General features: G+C 74.0%; 14 protein-coding genes. 4 read left to right on the top strand and 10 right to left on the bottom strand.

The annotated features are described in order from the left end of the window. Window positions 1–10 precede the first annotated feature (10 nt). Window positions 11–1,408: an FAD-binding oxidoreductase gene (locus tag ACFY8O_RS21355; protein WP_387904625.1), complete on the top strand. Its 1,398-nt coding sequence runs from the start codon at window positions 11–13 to the stop codon at window positions 1,406–1,408. Window positions 1,409–1,487: 79 nt separating this feature from the next. Further along, window positions 1,488–3,110, top strand: coding sequence for a PucR family transcriptional regulator (locus ACFY8O_RS21350; RefSeq protein ID WP_387904622.1), 1,623 nt, complete (start codon window positions 1,488–1,490; stop codon window positions 3,108–3,110). Between the two features lie 622 nt (window positions 3,111–3,732). On the opposite strand, the gene ACFY8O_RS21345 is transcribed toward ACFY8O_RS21350, so the two are convergent. The 5 genes from ACFY8O_RS21345 to ACFY8O_RS21325 all read right to left on the bottom strand — a co-directional run bounded on the left by ACFY8O_RS21345 (window position 3,733) and on the right by ACFY8O_RS21325 (window position 8,874). Next, the gene (locus ACFY8O_RS21345; protein ID WP_387904619.1) at window positions 3,733–4,812 is read right to left on the bottom strand and encodes a glycosyltransferase family 4 protein; all 1,080 of its coding nucleotides are present in this window, start codon (window positions 4,810–4,812) and stop codon (window positions 3,733–3,735) included. 163 nt (window positions 4,813–4,975) lie between these two features. Beyond that, window positions 4,976–6,721, bottom strand: coding sequence for a DNA repair protein RecN (gene recN, locus ACFY8O_RS21340; protein ID WP_387904616.1), 1,746 nt, complete (start codon window positions 6,719–6,721; stop codon window positions 4,976–4,978). A 95-nt stretch (window positions 6,722–6,816) separates the two neighbouring features. Then, a complete protein-coding gene (locus ACFY8O_RS21335) occupies window positions 6,817–7,740 on the bottom strand; it encodes an NAD kinase (RefSeq protein WP_387904613.1) in 924 nt (307 codons plus the stop codon). Further along, window positions 7,737–8,552, bottom strand: a complete 816-nt coding sequence (locus ACFY8O_RS21330; RefSeq protein WP_145806836.1) for a TlyA family RNA methyltransferase — start codon at window positions 8,550–8,552, stop codon at window positions 7,737–7,739. Before ACFY8O_RS21330 ends, ACFY8O_RS21335 begins: the two co-directional genes overlap by 4 nt. Window positions 8,553–8,559: 7 nt before the next feature. Beyond that, window positions 8,560–8,874, bottom strand: a complete 315-nt coding sequence (locus tag ACFY8O_RS21325; protein ID WP_145806838.1) for a hypothetical protein — start codon at window positions 8,872–8,874, stop codon at window positions 8,560–8,562. Between the two features lie 42 nt (window positions 8,875–8,916). On the opposite strand from ACFY8O_RS21325, the gene ACFY8O_RS21320 reads away from it, so the two are divergent. Next, the gene (locus ACFY8O_RS21320; RefSeq protein WP_145806840.1) at window positions 8,917–9,264 is read left to right on the top strand and encodes an SCP2 sterol-binding domain-containing protein; all 348 of its coding nucleotides are present in this window, start codon (window positions 8,917–8,919) and stop codon (window positions 9,262–9,264) included. Between the two features lie 66 nt (window positions 9,265–9,330). Here the strand turns inward: ACFY8O_RS21320 and ACFY8O_RS21315 are convergent, their stop codons facing one another. From ACFY8O_RS21315 to ACFY8O_RS21300, 4 genes are read right to left on the bottom strand one after another with little or no spacing between them, the layout of a single operon-like run. After that, the gene (locus tag ACFY8O_RS21315) at window positions 9,331–10,134 is read right to left on the bottom strand and encodes an ABC transporter ATP-binding protein (protein ID WP_387904608.1); all 804 of its coding nucleotides are present in this window, start codon (window positions 10,132–10,134) and stop codon (window positions 9,331–9,333) included. 56 nt (window positions 10,135–10,190) lie between these two features. Continuing rightward, window positions 10,191–11,249, bottom strand: coding sequence for a FecCD family ABC transporter permease (locus ACFY8O_RS21310; protein WP_387904605.1), 1,059 nt, complete (start codon window positions 11,247–11,249; stop codon window positions 10,191–10,193). Continuing rightward, on the bottom strand, window positions 11,246–12,307 hold the full coding sequence (locus ACFY8O_RS21305) for a FecCD family ABC transporter permease (protein WP_387904602.1): 1,062 nt from the start codon (window positions 12,305–12,307) through the stop codon (window positions 11,246–11,248). Before ACFY8O_RS21305 ends, ACFY8O_RS21310 begins: the two co-directional genes overlap by 4 nt. A 60-nt stretch (window positions 12,308–12,367) precedes the next feature. Further along, a complete protein-coding gene (locus tag ACFY8O_RS21300) occupies window positions 12,368–13,396 on the bottom strand; it encodes an HAD hydrolase-like protein (RefSeq protein WP_387904599.1) in 1,029 nt (342 codons plus the stop codon). A 72-nt stretch (window positions 13,397–13,468) separates the two neighbouring features. Here ACFY8O_RS21300 and ACFY8O_RS21295 point away from each other — a divergent pair, with 72 nt between their 5' ends. Further along, a complete protein-coding gene (locus tag ACFY8O_RS21295) occupies window positions 13,469–14,749 on the top strand; it encodes a DUF1015 domain-containing protein (protein WP_387904598.1) in 1,281 nt (426 codons plus the stop codon). A 168-nt stretch (window positions 14,750–14,917) separates the two neighbouring features. Here ACFY8O_RS21295 and ACFY8O_RS21290 read toward each other — a convergent pair whose 3' ends face one another. Further along, window positions 14,918–15,727 carry a hypothetical protein gene (locus ACFY8O_RS21290; RefSeq protein WP_387905358.1) on the bottom strand — a complete coding sequence of 270 codons (810 nt, stop codon included), beginning with the start codon at window positions 15,725–15,727 and terminating at the stop codon, window positions 14,918–14,920. Between the last annotated feature and the right edge of the window lie 285 nt (window positions 15,728–16,012).

Here is a 16,012-nt window from a genome sequence, read left to right as displayed (position 1 = left end):
GGGGCACCACATGACACCCCCCGCCCCTGTGACGGACGCCGCCCTGACCGGCCTGCGTTCCGGATTCACCGGTGAGGTCCACGTGCCCGGCGATCCGGGGTACGACGAGGCGCGCACCGTCTTCAACAGCATGATCGACCGCAGACCCGCGGTGGTCGCCGGATGCGCGGACGAGCCGGATGTCGCGCGGGCACTGCGCTTCGCGCGCGACCACGAGCTGGAGGTCGCCGTGCGCGGCGGCGGCCACAGCGTGGCCGGCATGGCCCTGAGCGAGGGCGGCCTGGTGATCGATCTGCGCCGGATGCACGGGGTCGCCGTGGACCGGGACGCCATGTCCGCCCGCGTCGGTGGCGGCGCCGTCATGAGCGACCTGGACCGTGCCACCCAGCCCTTCGCCCTGGCGACCACCGGGGGGCGGGTGTCGACCACCGGGGTCGGCGGCTTCACCCTGGGCGGCGGCTCCGGCTGGATGGAGCGCGCGTGGGGCCTGGCCAGCGACAATCTGCTGGCCGCCGAGGTCGTGACGGCGGACGGCGCCACCGTACGCGCGAGCGCCGAGGAGAATCCGGAGCTGTTCTGGGCCCTGCACGGCGGGGGCGGCAACTTCGGTGTGGTCACCTCGCTGACGCTGCGGCTGCACGACCTGCCCGCGCTGACGATGGCGCTGCTCCTCTTCCGCCCGGAGAAGGGGCCCGAGGTGGTCCGGACCTACCGCGACGTGATGGAGTCCGCCCCGGACGCGGCCGGCGGCGGCTGCATCTATCTCACCGGGCCCCCGGAGGAATGGGTTCCGGAGGCCCTGGTGGGCCGTCTCGCGTGCGCGGTGCTGCTCACCTACGCGGGCCCGGAGGCGGAGGCGCGCGACGTGGCGGCGCCCCTGCTCGCGCTGGGGCCCGACGCCCAGGTGATCGACGCGGTCGCGTACGCGGACCTTCAGTGCATGCTCGACGACCCGCCCGGGATGCGGAACTATTGGTCGGCCGAGTATCTGCGCGGCCTGCCCGACGAGGCTGCATCTGCCTTCTGCGCCGGCGCCGAGACCATGCCCGTCCCCACCGGCACGCAGCACGTGCTGTTCCCGATGGGCGGCGCGGTGGCCCGGGGACCCGCGGACCATCCGCTGCCCTGGCGCTCCTCGCCGTGGGCCGTCCATCCGTTCGGTGTGTGGGAGAGCGCGGCCGACGACGAGCGGGCCATGCGGTGGGTGCGCGAGGTGCGGGCCGCGGTCATGCCGTGGGCGAGCGGGGACGTGTACCTCAACTTCATCGGGCGCGAAGGCCAGGAGCGCGTCGTCGCCGGCTACGGCGAGCAGGCCTACGAGAGGCTCTCGCGCGTCAAGGCCCGCTACGACCCCGGCAACGTGTTCCACCTGAACCACAACGTGAAGCCCGCCGTCGCCCTGGTGTGACGTGCCGCGCCGGGCCCGGTAGCTTCCTGACCGGGGCGTTCGCCCCGTCACGGGCGAGCGGGAACACGAGGCCGGATCAGTGGGCACAGAGGGCGGAATCACCGTACGGCGGGCACTCGACCTGCCGGGACTGCGCGCCGGCCTCCCGGAGGTACTGACCTGCGAGAACCGCCTGGACCGCGCGGTGCGCTGGGTGCACGCCGGTGAGGCTCCCAATCTCCCCGCCCTGCTCAAGGGCGGGGAGCTGCTGCTCACGACCGGGCTCGGGATCGGGTCCAGGCCCGCCGAGCAGCGGGCGTTCGTCCGCAGGCTGGCCGACAGCGGCATCGCGGCCCTGGTGGTGGAGCTCGGCCCGCGCTTCAGCCGGCTCCCCGCGGCGATCGTGGACGCGGCGCGGACGGCGGGACTGCCGCTCGTGCAGCTGCACCGTGAGGTGCCGTTCGTGGCGGTGACCGAGGCCATCCACACCGAGATCGTCAACGGCCACTACGCGTTGCTCCAGCGGGCCGAGGAGGTCCACCGCAGGTGCACACAGGCGGTGCTGGGCGGCGGGGGGGTGCCGCAGGTACTGGGGATCCTGGCGGACTTCGCCGCCAACCCGGTCTTCCTGGAGACCCCGGACGGCAGGCTGCTGTTCGCGGCGGGCACCGGGACCGGGCCGGTGGGCGCCGATCCGCTCCAGGTCTGGGAGGGGCTGCGCGGGGCGCGCGAGGCCCGCGAGACGCCTCCGGCCGGTGCGGTCCTGGTGGAGGTGCCGGGAGGCGGGCCGGGCGCCGTACGGGCCCGGCTCGTGCTGCTCCCGGTGTCGGGATCGCTGGACGCGGTGCACCGGATGGCCGCGGAACGGGCGGCGGGCATCATCGCCGTCGTGCTGATGCAGGCCCGCCAGGAGGAAGAGGTGGCGGCACGGGGGCGCGGGGACTTCCTCACCGATCTCGCCGAGGGACGGGTCGCCCCTGGTGACGCGCCCGCGCAGGCGGGAGTGCTGGGCTTCAGGCCGGGCGCGGATCCGCTGCTGCCGGTGGTGATGCGGCTCTCCCCCGATTCGGCGCCCTCGGGCAGCTGGGCGCTGCTGGCCCGGGCCGTGACGGAGGAGCTCGCGGCGGTGGGCGTGCCGGTGCTGGTGGGGGTCAGGCCGGTGGAGGGCAGGGTCCCGCTGCTGCTCGCACTGCGCCCCGGGACCGCGCGGCCGGCGGTCGCGGACCGGGTGGCCGCGGCGCTGCGGGCCGGTGCGCACCGGGCGGGGCTGGAGGGTGCCGGCAGCCGGACGCCGGTCGTGGTGGTGGTCGGGGCGCCGGGTGGATGGGCAGCCGCGGGAGCGGGCCTTCGGCACGCGGCGGAGGCGGCGACGGCGGCGCAGGGGCTCGGCGAGCGCCCGTGGTACGACGCGCGGAGTCTGGACATCGACCTGTTGCTGTGGCGGCTGCGGGACCACCCGGACCTGGCGTCGTTCGTGGACCGCGCGATCGGACCGCTGCGTGAGCACGACAGGACCTCGCGTCCCGAACTGCTGCCGACGCTGGAGTCGTATCTCGCCCATGCGGGCCGCAAGGCGGAGGCCGCGCGTGATCTGCATCTGAACCGGCAGACGCTCTACAACAGGCTGGCCCGGATCGGGGAGCTGCTCGGCACCGATCTGGACGACCCGCAGTCGGTGCTCGCGCTCAGCCTGGCCCTGCGGGCCCGCCGCCACACGGTCTGAGGGCCCGGTCCCGGACGGGCATCCCCGCGGGCCCAGGCCCCGCCTCGGACCGGCCCACGCGGGCCCGACGCGGCACGTCCGGCCCTGACCCGCCCGCACGTTCCAGGGCCCGGCCCTGACCCGGCCCGCGTGAGCGGACGGCTGAGGATGCTGCTCGTGCCCGGGAACGGCAGCCGTGACCAGAAGCTGGAGTGCCGTGGAGTGCCGCTTCTTGGGCGCTGCCGAGCGCCGTGCCCCACTCGCCACCCGGCCCGGGACAAGCTCTCGTCTCCCTCCTCGGCCGGGGCGAAGCACCGGTGCTCCTCGGAAACCGCCGGATGGCACCGCCCCGAGGGAGGAACGGACGGTGCCGCTCTGACTCTCCACCGGCCCTTCCCTTGCGCCGGTGCACACGTCGCCCATCTGCCGGTGGTGGCGAAGCTCTCCGTCACGGCGATCGTCACGCGATGTCCGACCTGGCGCGGCGACAGCGCGCAGGCACGGCCGCCGACGCCGCTCCCGGGCACGGCCTCCCGGTGAGGACGACGGCTACGACGGAGCGTTCGGGCCAAAGCGCTGCGGCGTGTGACTCCGGCCGCTCGGGTCCCCGACCTGGGTGCCGGGCGGGCCTTGCGGACCCGGCTCAGGCGCGGGCGCTCGTGAGGGGCTGCGCCAGCTCGTCGTAGACGGAGAGCACATGGGCGATCGTGTCCTCCTCGGTGGGCCAGCCGGCGGCCTGGGCGCGGCCCGCGTCGGCGAGCCGCGTCCGCCGCACGGGGTCGGCGAGGAGCCGGGTGACGGCGTCGGCCAGGGCCGTGGCGTCGCCGTGGGGCACGGTGTCCGCGGCGTCACCCACGAGCTCCGGCAGGCCGTCGGACCGGGCCGCGACCAGGGGGACACCCAGCCGCAGCGCCTCCTGGGCGAGCGCGGGCCCTCCTTCGCCCCGGCCGGCCACGACGGCGAGGTCGGCGGTGGAGAGGAGTTCGGCGAAGCCGTCCTGGCCCTCGGCGAGGACGACGGGCAGCTCTTCCTCGGCGACGCGGCTCCACAGGGCCGTGGTCCCGGGCCCCTCCCCCACGACGACCAGCAGGGGCGCCGGGTCCAGCGCGCGCCACACGCGTGCGGCGTCCAGCAGCGTGTCGTGGCCCCGCTGAGTCGCCGTCACCAGCAACGGCCGCCCCACCGCTCCCAGTTCGGCACGCAGTTTGCCGTCGTCCACGGTGCCGGGGAAGCGGCCGGCCGGGACCGCCGCCGGGGCGAGCCTGGCATCCCGGGCTCCCCGGCGGCGGGCCCGGTCGACCATGTCCCACGAGGTGCCGAGCACGACGGCCGCGGCGCGGGCGGCCCTGCGCTCCAGCAGCCGCTGGAGCCTGGCCCGGGCGCCCTCGACGTGGGTGCGGGTGTGCCAGGTGACGACGAGCGGGGTGGCCCGGCCGCTGAGCGCGAGACCGGCGCGCAGAGCCGCGTGCAGCCCGTGGGCGTGGACGACGTCCGCGCCGGTGCACGCCGTACGCAGCGCGGCGACGGCCGCGGGGTCACTGCGGTGGGGCACCGCGACGAAGCGGGCCCCGGTCGCGGGCAGGCCGTGGGCGCGGCCCGTCCCGGCCGGGGCGCAGACGGTGACCTGCACCCCCCTGGCGATGAGTCCCGCCGCGAGCGAACTGACGTGAGCGCTGCTTCCGGCACCGCCGCCCAGTACTTGGACCGTACGCAGCTGTGGCACGTTGATCGGCTCCCTGAAGGCTTGTGTACAGCGCCAAGGATGCCAGTCCGTACGCACGTTCCGGCACCGACGAAACGTTCTTCCGGCCGTCAGGCGACAGCGGGAGGAGCCACCCCACTCGTACGAGTGATCGGCGCGGCGCAGAATTGACGCCCGGTGCGAACTATCCGTCGGCCCGTGCGGTCTCCAGCAGTTCCTCGGCGTGTGCCCGGGCGGTCTCGGAGTCCTCCTGGCCGGCCAGCATCCGGGAGAGCTCGCGCACCCGGTCCTCGCCCTCCAGGACCGTGACACCGCTCCTGGTGACCGAGCCGTCCACCGTCTTCTCGACCAGCAACTGCCGGTCGGCGAAGGCCGCCACCTGCGGGAGGTGGGTGACCACGACCACCTGCGCGGACCTGGCGAGCTTGGCGAGCCGCCGGCCGACCTCGACGGCCGCCTTGCCGCCGACCCCCGCGTCGACCTCGTCGAAGAGATACGTCGGCACGGGATCGGAGCCCGCGAAGACCACCTCGACGGCGAGCATCACCCGGGACAGTTCACCGCCGGAGGCGCCCTTGGCGATAGGCCGGGGCTGGGCGCCGGGGTGCGGCGCCAGCAGGAGCTCGACCTCGTCCGCGCCGGAGGGCCCGTAGAGGACGCTCCGGCCGCCGATGTCGATGCCGGAGGCCTCGTCGGGGGCTTCCGTCTGGCCGATGGCGAAGGAGACCCGGGCGTGGGGCATGGCGAGTGAGGCCAGCTCCTCCGTGACGGCCGTCGCGAAGCGCGCCGCCGCCTCGGTCCGGGCGTCGGTCAGGTCCTGCCCGAGTGCGGAGAGTTCCGCGCGCAGCGCGTCGCGCTCCGCGGTGAGCTCACCGATCCGGTCGTCGTCGCCCTCCAGCTCGGTGAGCCGGGCGGCCCCCTCCTCGGCCCACGCGAGCACGGCCGTGATGTCCTCGCCGTACTTGCGGGTGAGGGCGGTGAGCGCGGCGCGGCGTTCCTCCACCGCGGCCAGGCGCAGCGGGTCGGCGTCCAGCTGGTCGGCGTAACCGGCGAGTTCCCCGGCCACGTCCCCGAGCAGGATCGAGATCTCGCCGATCCGGTCCGCGAGGGCCGCCAGCGCGGGGTCGTGCGCCCGTACGGCGTCCAGGGACCGTCCGGCGGCGGCCACCACGGTGGTGGCGTCCACGCCCTCCTGGTCCTCCGGATCGCCCGCCAGGGCCGTGTGCGCGAGGGCGGCGGCGGAGGCGAGCGCCTCCGCGTGGCCGAGCCGCTCGGCCTCGGCCGCGAGCTCGGCGTCCTCCCCCGGGAGCGGCTCCACGGCGGCGACCTCGTCGAGGCCGAACCGCAGCAGGTCCGCTTCCTGGGCCCGCTCCCTGGCCCGGGTGGTCAGTTCGTCGAGTTCGGTGACGACCGCACGCAGCCGGCGGTAGGCGGCGGCGTACTTGGTGTGGGGTACGTCGACAGCCGCACCGGCGTAGCGGTCCAGGGCCTGCCGCTGCCTCGCGGGCTTGAGCAGTCCCTGCTGATCGGTCTGGCCGTGCACGGCGACGAGCTCGTCGGCGAGCTCGGCCAGCACACCCACGGGCACGGATCTGCCCCCGAGGTGGGCACGCGAACGCCCTTCCGCCGAGACCGTACGGCTGACGAGCAGCGCACCGTCCTCGATCTCGCCCCCGGCCTCCTCGGCGCGCAGCGAGGCCGCGTCGCCCGGGGACACCGTGATACGCCCCTCGACGACCGCGGCCTTGGCACCGATCCGCACCAGGGCGGGATCGGCGCGCCCGCCGAGCAGCAGCCCGAGGCTGGTGACGACCATGGTCTTGCCCGCGCCGGTCTCACCCGTCACGGCGGTGAAACCGGGTGACAGCTCCACCACCGCGTCGTCGATGACTCCGAGCGACCGTATCCGCATCTCCTCCAACACGGACATGACCTTACGAGGTCCGGCGGCCGGTGTGCGACGGACCCCGGTGACCGATTCACTCCCGCGGGTGTGGACACGGCCCCGGACGCCCGCCCCGCGCGTCAGTGCGGAGCGCCCCGCCAGCCCTGCACGGGCAGGGCGAACTTGGCCACGAGACGGTCGGTGAACGAGGCACGGTGCAGCCGCGCGAGGCGTACGGGCACGGCGCCGCGCCGCACCTCGACCCTCCCCCCGGCGGGCAGCTCCACGGTCCGGCGCCCGTCGCACCACAGCACCCCGTGCGGGGTGTGCGGCTGGACCTCCACGGCCAGGACCGAGGTGGGCGAGGTCACGAGCGGCTTGGCGAAGAGCGCGTGGGCGCTGATCGGCACCATCAGCAGGGCCTCGACCTCGGGCCACACGACGGGGCCGCCGGCGGAGAAGGCGTAGGCGGTGGAGCCGGTCGGCGTGGCGCAGACGATCCCGTCACAGCCGAAGCCGGTCACCGGACGTCCGTCGATCTCCAGGACGACCTCCAGCATCCGCTCGGGCGAGACCTTCTGCACGGCGGCCTCGTTGAGCGCCCAGTCGGTGTGCACGACGTCGCCGTTGCTGCGCACGACGACGTCGAGGGTCATCCGCTCCTCGACCTGGTACGCCCGGGTCACGACCCGCTCGACGACCTGGTCCAGGTCGTCACGCTCGGCCTCCGCGAGGAATCCCACCCGTCCGAGGTTGACGCCGAGCATCGGCACCCCTGAAGCGCGCGAGATCTCGGCACCGCGCAGCAGCGTCCCGTCCCCGCCGAGCACGATCAGCAGCTCGCAGCCGTCCACGGCGGCGGGGGTCGCGTCCGTGACCGTCTCCACGGAGGGCGGCAGCGGCAGGTCCTGCGCCTCCGCGGCCAGCACCCGGACGCCGAGGCCGTTGCGCAGCAGCCCCTGCACGACGAGCTCGGCACTGCGGATCGCGGCCGGGCGGCCGGTGTGCGCGAGCAGGAAGACGGTGCGTTCCGCGTTTCCTGGTTGTGCCGCATGCGTCGTCAACGGGGCCCCTCCGCCACTGCACGGTCGACATCCGCGGGATCCAGTTCAGGTGCTCCGGCCCGCAGCCACAGAAAGTACTCGACGTTTCCCGACGGCCCGGGCAGCGGGCTCGCCGTCACTCCCTGGACGCCGAGGCCCAGCAGACCGGCCCGGCGCGCCACTTCCCGTACCGCTTCCGCCCGCAGTTCGGGACTGCGGACCACACCGCCGCTGCCGAGGCGCTCCTTGCCCACCTCGAACTGCGGCTTGACCATGAGCACCAGGTCGGCGTCGGGCGCCGCGCAGCGCGCGAGGGCGGGCAGCACCAGACCGAGCGGGATGAAGGACAGGTCTCCGACCACCAGGTCCACCGCCTTCCCGTCGATCTGCTCCAGCGTCAGCTCCCGTACGTTGGTACGGTCCTTGACGGTGACGCGTTCATCCGACTGCAAGGACCAGGCGAGCTGGCCGTAGCCGACGTCCACGGCCACGACATGGCCGGCTCCGGCCCGCAGCAGCACATCGGTGAAGCCGCCCGTGGAGGCCCCGGCGTCCAGCGCCCGCCGCCCCTCCACCCTCAGCCCGAGGGGGACGAACGCGGCGAGGGCACCGGCGAGTTTGTGCCCGCCGCGCGAGACGTACTCCGGGTCGCTGTCGTCCTTGACGACGACGACGGCGGCGCTCGTCTCGACCTGGGTGGCGGGTTTGGTCGCGGTGTTGCCGCCGACGGTCACCCGCCCCGCTGCGATCAGCTGGCTCGCGTGTTCGCGCGAGCGGGCGAGCTTGCGGCGTACCAGCTCGGCGTCGAGGCGGCGACGTGCCACTCCTGCCACGTTCGGTTCAGCTCCTGTTGTCGTGCGCGGGCGTCGGTGCGGGTGCGGGCCGGGCGTCCAGCGCGGTCAGCTCGTCGCGCAGCCCACGGTGTACATCCTCGTACACCGCGTGGTGGCCGTCCGCCGCGAGGTGGTCCGCATCGGCCAGCCGCTCCAGCCGGGCGTCGACACCGGCGTGTCCGGTGGGGGTGCGCGCGACGCCGAGAGGTGCGGGCGGCGCGGGGTCGAAGGAGGGCGCGGGTGGCGCGGCGGGCGGTGCCGCGGCGGCTTCGGCCGCCTCACCCTGCTGCCCCGTGTCCGGCCCCGGCATCCAGTCGCTCATGCGGGAACGCTACCCCGAAGGGCCGGTGTACCGTCGGTGACGATGGCGACCATGGCGGAGTGCCGCAGCGCACTCGACACACTTTCCGACAATCTGGCGGGCGCGGACGGCGACGTTCGCGGCGCCGCCGCCCTCGACCGCTCGTTGAGCTGCCACATCAAGGATCTGGACGTCACGTTCACGGGGCGGCTGTCGGACGGCAGGATCACGGTGCTGGACACGCTGGAGGGCCCGCCCCGCGAGAAGGCCGAGATCCGGCTCGCGATGACGGGTGACGACCTGGTGGCCCTGGTCGGCGGCGAGCTGAACTTCGCGAAGGCCTGGGGGTCCGGGCGGGTCCGGCTGGAGGCCGGCTTTCGCGACCTGCTCAAACTCAAGTCGCTGCTGTAGGCCGCCGGGCCCGGCTCCGGGTGCGCTCTCCCTCGGCGTGACGCGGCTTCCCGGGCCCGTGGGCGCTCAGGCGGAGACCTCGGCGCGCTTCCTGCGGGCGGCCGGGATCACCAGCGGCGTTCCCGTCTCGGGGTCCTCGATGATCTGGCACCGCATCCCGAACACCTCCTCCACGAGTTCCGCGGTGACGACGTCACCGGGGGCGCCCTCGGCGACGATCGTGCCCTCGCGCATGGCGACGAGGTGCGTGGCGTACCGCGCGGCGTGGTTGAGGTCGTGCAGCACGGCCACGAGGGTGCGCCCCTGGCTCTCGTGCAGGTCGGCGCAGAGGTCGAGGACGTCGATCTGGTGCTGGATGTCCAGATACGTCGTCGGCTCGTCGAGCAGCAGCAGCGGGGTCTGCTGGGCGAGTGCCATGGCGATCCAGACGCGCTGGCGCTGGCCGCCGGAGAGTTCGTCGACGTAGCGGTCGGCGAGCTCGCCGACGCCGGTCGACTCCATGGACTCCTTCACGATCCGCTCGTCCTCGGGCGACCACTGGCGCAGCAAACCCTGGTGGGGGTAGCGGCCTCGCGCCACCAGGTCGGCGACGGTGATGCCGTCGGGGGCGATGGAGGACTGGGGCAGCAGGCCCAGGGTCCTGGCGACCTTCTTCGCGGGCATCCGGTGGATGGACTGCCCGTCCAGCAGCACGTCGCCGCGGCTCGGCCGCAGCATCCGGGAGAGGGCGCGCAGCAGGGTGGACTTGCCGCAGGCGTTGGGCCCGACGATGACCGTGAAGGAGTGGTCGGGTATCGCGACCGACAGGTTCTCGGCGATGGTCCGCTGGTCGTAGCCGAGGGTCACCGATTCCGCGGTGAGGCGCTGCATGGTCGTACTCCCGGATTCGAGGGGGTGGGTCGGCGGGGTGTGGGGCGTACCCGGTCTCATATGCGTCCCGCCCTGCGCTCGGTCACCAGCAGCCAGAGCAGGTAGCAGCCACCGAGCACCCCGGTGACCACGCCGACGGGGAGCTGGCGGTCGCCGAAGGCGTTCATCGCGGTCCAGTCGGCGACGAGCAGCAGCGCCGCGCCGGTGCCCGCCGCGGCGGCCAGGTTGGGGCCGGGTGCGCGGGTGAGCCTGCGGGCGACCTGCGGGGCGCTGAGGGAGACGAAGACGATGGGGCCGGCGGCGGCGGTCGCGACGGCCACGAGGAGCACGGCGCAGCTCAGCAGGACGAGCCGGGTGCGTTCCACGCGTACGCCCAGGGCGTGGGCCGCGTCGTCACCCATCTCGATCATGCGCAGCGGTCGCCCGTACGCCAGGACCAGGGGGATCAGGACGCAGCAGACAGCCAGCAGGGGCCAGACCTGCGCCCAGTCCCTGCCGTCCAGGGAGCCGGTCATCCAGACGACGGCCCGGGTGGCGTCGACGAGGTTGGCCTTGGTGATCAGGTAGTGGGTCGCGGCGGTGAGCATCGCCGCCGCGCCAATGCCGACGAGGACGAGCCGGTAGCCGTGCACCCCGCGCTTCCAGGCGAGCAGGTAGACGGCCGCACCGGTCAGCAGGCCTCCCCCGACGGCGCCCGCGGCGACCGTGGTGGGGTCGCCGTGGAACAGGACGATCACGATCAGGGCGCCGACCGCTGAACCCTGGCCGAAACCGAGCACGTCGGGACTGCCGAGCGGGTTGCGGGAGACGCTCTGGAAGACGGCGCCGCCGATGCCGAGGGCCGCGCCGACGAGGAGCCCGACCAGGACGCGGGGCAGCCGCAGCTCGGTGACGATGAACTCCTGCTGGAAGGTGCCGTTGCCGGTCAGGGTGGTGACGACCTGGCCGGGGGACATCGCGAAGTCGCCGCTGCCGATGAGCACCACGGCCGCGAAGGCCGCCGCCGCGAGGAGCAGAACGATCACGACGAGCGCACGGGCCTCGACGCGGAAGGAGAGCCCCCCGGCCGTCCGCACGGCACGGACCGTCCTGGTGGTGTCCTGCGTGGCCTTCACAGCTGGGCCATCCTCTTGCGTCGTACGAGATGGATGAAGACGGGTCCGCCCAGCAGCGCGGTGACGATGCCGACCTGGAGCTCGGAGGGGCGGGCGGCGACCCTGCCCACCACGTCCGCCCCGAGGAGCAGCACGGGTGCGAGCACGGCGGCGTACGGCATGATCCACCGCATGTCGGGCCCGGTGATGGTGCGGACCAGGTGCGGGATCATCAGCCCGATGAAGACGATCGGCCCGCAGGCGGCGGTCGCGGCCCCGCAGAGCAGGGTGACGGCCACCATCGCGAGGACCCGGGTGCGGGTCAGCCGGGCGCCGAGCGCCCTGGCCGTGTCGTCGCCCATCTCCAGCGCGTTGAGCGGACGGGCGATGAGGAGCGACAGCACCACCCCGAGCGCGATGAACGGCCACACCTTGCCGACGGTCTCCGGGTTCGCGGACGCCAGCGAGCCGACGGTCCAGAAGCGCAGCCGGTCGAGCGCGGCGGCGTCCAGCAGTTGTACGGCGTTGACGTAGCCGTACAGCGCGGCGGTGACCGCCGTGCCGGCGAGCGCGAGCCGCACCGGATTCGCGGACCGGCTGCCGCCGAGCAGGTACACCGCCACGGACACGATCGCGGCCCCCGCGAACGCGAACCAGACGTATCCCGTGAGCGAGGTGACGCCGAAGAAGCTGATGGCCGACACGACGGCCGCGGACGCCCCGGCGTTGACGCCCAGCAGTCCGGGCTCGGCGAGCGGATTGCGGGTCAGTGCCTGCATCACCGCGCCCGCGAGACCCAGCGCGGCTCCCACGATCAGGCCGAGCACGGTGCGCGGTATGCGCACATCGCGGACGAGGACGTCACCGTTGGTCCCCGAGGGGTGGAACAGGCCGTGCCAGACCTCGGAGAGCGGAAGGGCCTTGGCGCCGACCGCGATGCTCGCCAGACACACCAGCACCAGCAGGCCGACGGCGACCAGCAGGCCCGCGGCGCGCATCGCGTGACGCCTGGCGCGCGCGGGCTCGCCGGGCCTGGCCACGGGGCCGGAACTCGATTCGGGGGGACTCTCGGTCAACACCAGGTTAGGCTAGCCTATCCTCCGCTTGGCCCCACCCGTCGGCTCCTCGGTTGCCGGGGCCTACAGCCCCAGCCTGGCGACCGCCTTCCCCGAGTCCAGGCCGGACGAACCTTCCCCGGCGTGTGTCCACGCCGCCCCGCACAGGGCGCGCAGCCCGTCGATCGCGTCCCCCTCCCCTTCGACGACGAGAGCGTCCTCGCGCACCTCGGCGCTCCAGCCACCGCAGCGGAAGGCACCGCCCTCCGCCGTGACCTCGGGCTGGCCGGTGAGCAGGCCCCGCAGATCCCGGTCGACGAAGGTGGGGCGGTACTTGGGCTCGGCCGCGAGCAGCTGCGCGGCATCGGTCACCCCGGTGAGCACGAGCAGCGAGTCCACGCCCCCGTTGAAGGCACCCTCGATGTCGGTGTCCAGCCGGTCCCCCACGACCAGCGGCCTCTCGGCCCCGGTCCGGATGACCGTCTCACGGTGCATCGGCGGCAACGGCTTGCCCGCGACCTGGGGTTCGGCACCGGTCGCGATCCGTACGACCTCCACCGCCGCGCCGTTGCCCGGCGCGATGCCCCGTGCTCCCGGAATCGTCAGGTCCGTGTTCGACGCGAACCACACGGCGCCGCGCGCGATGGCGTACGCGGCCTCGGCGAAGCGGCCCCAGGGGAGGTCGGGCCCCCCGTACCCCTGGGCCACCGCGACGGGCTCGTCGTCGGCCGACTCCACCGGAACCAGACCACGCTCGCGCAGGGCGACCCGCAGGCCCTCCCCGCCCACCACGAGCACCTTGGCCCCGGCCGGCAGCTGATCGGACATCAGCCGGGCCACCGCCTGCGCGGACGTGATCACGTCGGACGGCTCGGCCGGCACCCCCAGCTCCGTCAGGTGTTCGGCCACCGCGTCCGGGGTCCGCAGGGCGTTGTTCGTCACGTAGGCCAGGTGCATGCCGCCCTCCCGCGCGGCGACCAGCGAGTCGACGGCGTGGACGATCGCATGCCCGCCCGCGTACACCACCCCGTCGAGATCGAGCAGGGCCGTGTCGTAGGCCTCGCTCAGCGCCGCGGCGCTGCCGAGCGGCCGGGACCTGTACTGCTGACTCATATGCGTGCGCTCCTCTTTCCAAGCCTCTCCCCCGATCATCGCGCATCGCGGAAGCGCACATACGATGCCCTGATGAACACAACCGGGCACGCCGTCGGCCGGGGACTGCGGCTGATCCCCTTCCGCGGACTGCGGTACGTCCCCGAGCGGGTCGGCAGCCTGGCGGCGGTGACCTCGCCTCCGTACGACGTGGTCGTGCGGCCCGACGGGCTGCACCACCTCGAGTCCTCGGACCCGCACAACATCGTGCGGCTGATCCTCCCGCAGGCGGGCACCCCCGGCGCACGCAACCGGCAGGCCGCCGACACCCTGAAGCGCTGGCTCGCGGAGGGCGTCCTCGCCCCGGACCCGGTGCCGGCGCTCTACGTCTACGAGCAGCGGACCGCCGACACCCTCCAGCGCGGGGTGATCGGCGCCCTGGCCCTCTCCCCCGCTTCGGAGGGCGTCGTCCTGCCGCACGAGGACGTCATGGCGGACGTCGTGGCGGACCGCGCCGATCTCATGCGCGCCGCGGGCGCCCACCTCGAACCGCTGCTCCTGAGCTACGCGGGAGACGGTGGACGCAGCGGCGCGACAGCCGTGATCGACCGGGTGGTGGAACGCATCCCGCTGCTCACCACGACCACCGAGGACGGCGTGGGCCATCGCCTCTGGGCGGTCACCGACCCCGCCGAGCACGCGGAGATCCAGTCGGACCTCTCCGGCCGGCAGGCGCTGATCGCGGACGGCCACCACCGCTGGGCCACCTATCTCCGGCTCCAGGGGGAACGGTCGGGCCCGGGCCCCTGGGACTTCGGCCTCGTCCTGCTCGTCGACACCGTCCGCCATCCGCTCCAGGTACGCGCCATCCACCGTCTGCTGCACCGGCTGCCGGTGAGCCGGGCGCTGAGCGCCCTCGACGGCCGCTTCCGCGTCCGGACCGTCGAGGGGCCTGTGGCCACGGCCCTCGGCGTACTCGCGGAGGCCTCCGCTGAGGGCAACGCCTTCCTGCTCGCCGGTGACGGCTCTTTCCATCTGATCGACCGGCCGGACGAGGAACTGCTGGCACGCACGATCCGGTCCGACCGGCCGGCGGCGTGGCGCGGGCTCGACGCGACCGTCCTGCACTCCACCCTGCTCGACGACGTCTGGGAGATCCCCGACGCACCGGAGCACATCGCCTACATCCACGACGCGTCCGCGGCGGTCGAGCAGGCGGAACGGCACGGCGCCACGGCGGTGCTGATGCACCCGGTACGCGAGGACGTCGTCCGGGACCTGGCCCGGCAGGGCGTCACGATGCCCCGCAAGTCGACCTCGTTCGGCCCGAAGCCGGCGACGGGCCTGGTGCTGCGCAGCCTCGACATCGGCTGAGGGCTTTCCCCGGCCCGTGGGGGTGGTGAGGTGACGGCGCGCCCGACGGGGCCCCGGCGGACGCGCAACCGTCGCGGCCGGCGCGGGAGTCCGGCGTCCGGTCCGGAACGGCAGAGGGCGGCACCCGTGGTGGGTGCCGCCCTCTGCCGTGTTCCGTCACATCAGCGCTCAGGCCTTGGCGGGGCCGTCCGCGTCGTCCTGCTCGTCGTCGGCGTCGGCGTCGGCCTGCTCGTCTGACGGAGCGTCGTCGTGCTCGTCCGTCGGCTCGTCGGCCGGTGCGTCGTCGTGCTCGTCCGTCCGCTCGTCGTCGTGCTCGTCGGCCGGTACGGCGATGTGCTCGTCGGCCGGCTCCTCGTCGTCGCCGAGCGCGTCGACGAACTCGACGCCGTCCAGTGCGGCGAGGCGGTCGGACGCATCGGTCGCGCCGTCCTTGTCCGCCTCCAGGGCCTTCCCGAACCACTCACGTGCCTCGTCCTCGCGGCCGGCCTCGAGAAGCGCGTCCGCGTAGGCGTACCGCAGACGCGGCGTCCACGAGTGCACGGCGCTGGAGGCGAGCTCGGGGCTCTGGAGCGTGACGATGGCGGCGTCGATCTGCCCCATGTCCCGGCGTGCACCGGCGGCGACCAGACGCATCTCGACCTGGCCGGCCTTGTCCAGCTTCTGCACCTCGGGCTCACCGGCCATCGCCATGGCGCGCTCGGGACGGCCCAGCCCACGCTCGCAGTCGGCCATAACGGGCCACAGCTCCACGGAACCGGTCATCCGGCGCGAAGCGCGGAACTCCGCCAGTGCCTCTCCGTACTTCTGCGTGGCGTACGCGGCGAAGCCGGCGGCCTCACGCACCGCAGCGACCCTGGATGCCAGACGCAGGGCGATCCGCGAGTACGCGTAGGCCTGCTCGGGGTCCTCGTCGATCAGGCGGGCGACCATGACGAGGTTCCGGGCGACATCCTCGGCCAGGGTCTTCGGCAGGCTCAACAGCTCCTGGCGTACGTCCTTGTCGATCTCGTCGCCGGTGACGTCCTCGGGGATCGGAAGCCGCTTGACGGGCTCGCGGTCGCGGTCGTCGCGTCCCTGGTAACCGCCACGGTCGTCGCGCCCACGGTAGCCACCGCGCTCGCCGCCCCGGTGGTCGTCACGACGCGGCCCACGGTCCCGGTCACGGCTGCGGTCGTCGCGGCGGAAGCCGCCGCCACCGCTGCTGCCACGGCTGTCGTCACGGCGGAAGCCACCGGGACGGTCGTCATCACGACGGGGGCCACG

Origin of the sequence: Streptomyces argenteolus, assembly GCF_042902585.1 — a bacterium.
GTDB classification, from domain to species: domain Bacteria; phylum Actinomycetota; class Actinomycetes; order Streptomycetales; family Streptomycetaceae; genus Streptomyces; species Streptomyces argenteolus.
This window is presented reverse-complemented; position numbering and strand designations above follow the sequence as displayed.

Excerpts from the sequence above, each read along its gene's own strand:
- ACFY8O_RS21300 (WP_387904599.1), bottom strand. The coding sequence starts at position 13,396 with ATGAGTCAGCAGTACAGGTCCCGGCCGCTCGGCAGCGCCGCGGCGCTG.
- ACFY8O_RS21355 (WP_387904625.1), top strand. The coding sequence starts at position 11 with ATGACACCCCCCGCCCCTGTGACGGACGCCGCCCTGACCGGCCTGCGT.
- ACFY8O_RS21295 (WP_387904598.1), top strand. The coding sequence starts at position 13,469 with ATGAACACAACCGGGCACGCCGTCGGCCGGGGACTGCGGCTGATCCCC.
- ACFY8O_RS21325 (WP_145806838.1), bottom strand. The coding sequence starts at position 8,874 with ATGAGCGACTGGATGCCGGGGCCGGACACGGGGCAGCAGGGTGAGGCG.
- recN (WP_387904616.1), bottom strand. The coding sequence starts at position 6,721 with ATGTCCGTGTTGGAGGAGATGCGGATACGGTCGCTCGGAGTCATCGAC.
- ACFY8O_RS21315 (WP_387904608.1), bottom strand. The coding sequence starts at position 10,134 with ATGCAGCGCCTCACCGCGGAATCGGTGACCCTCGGCTACGACCAGCGG.
- ACFY8O_RS21320 (WP_145806840.1), top strand. The coding sequence starts at position 8,917 with ATGGCGACCATGGCGGAGTGCCGCAGCGCACTCGACACACTTTCCGAC.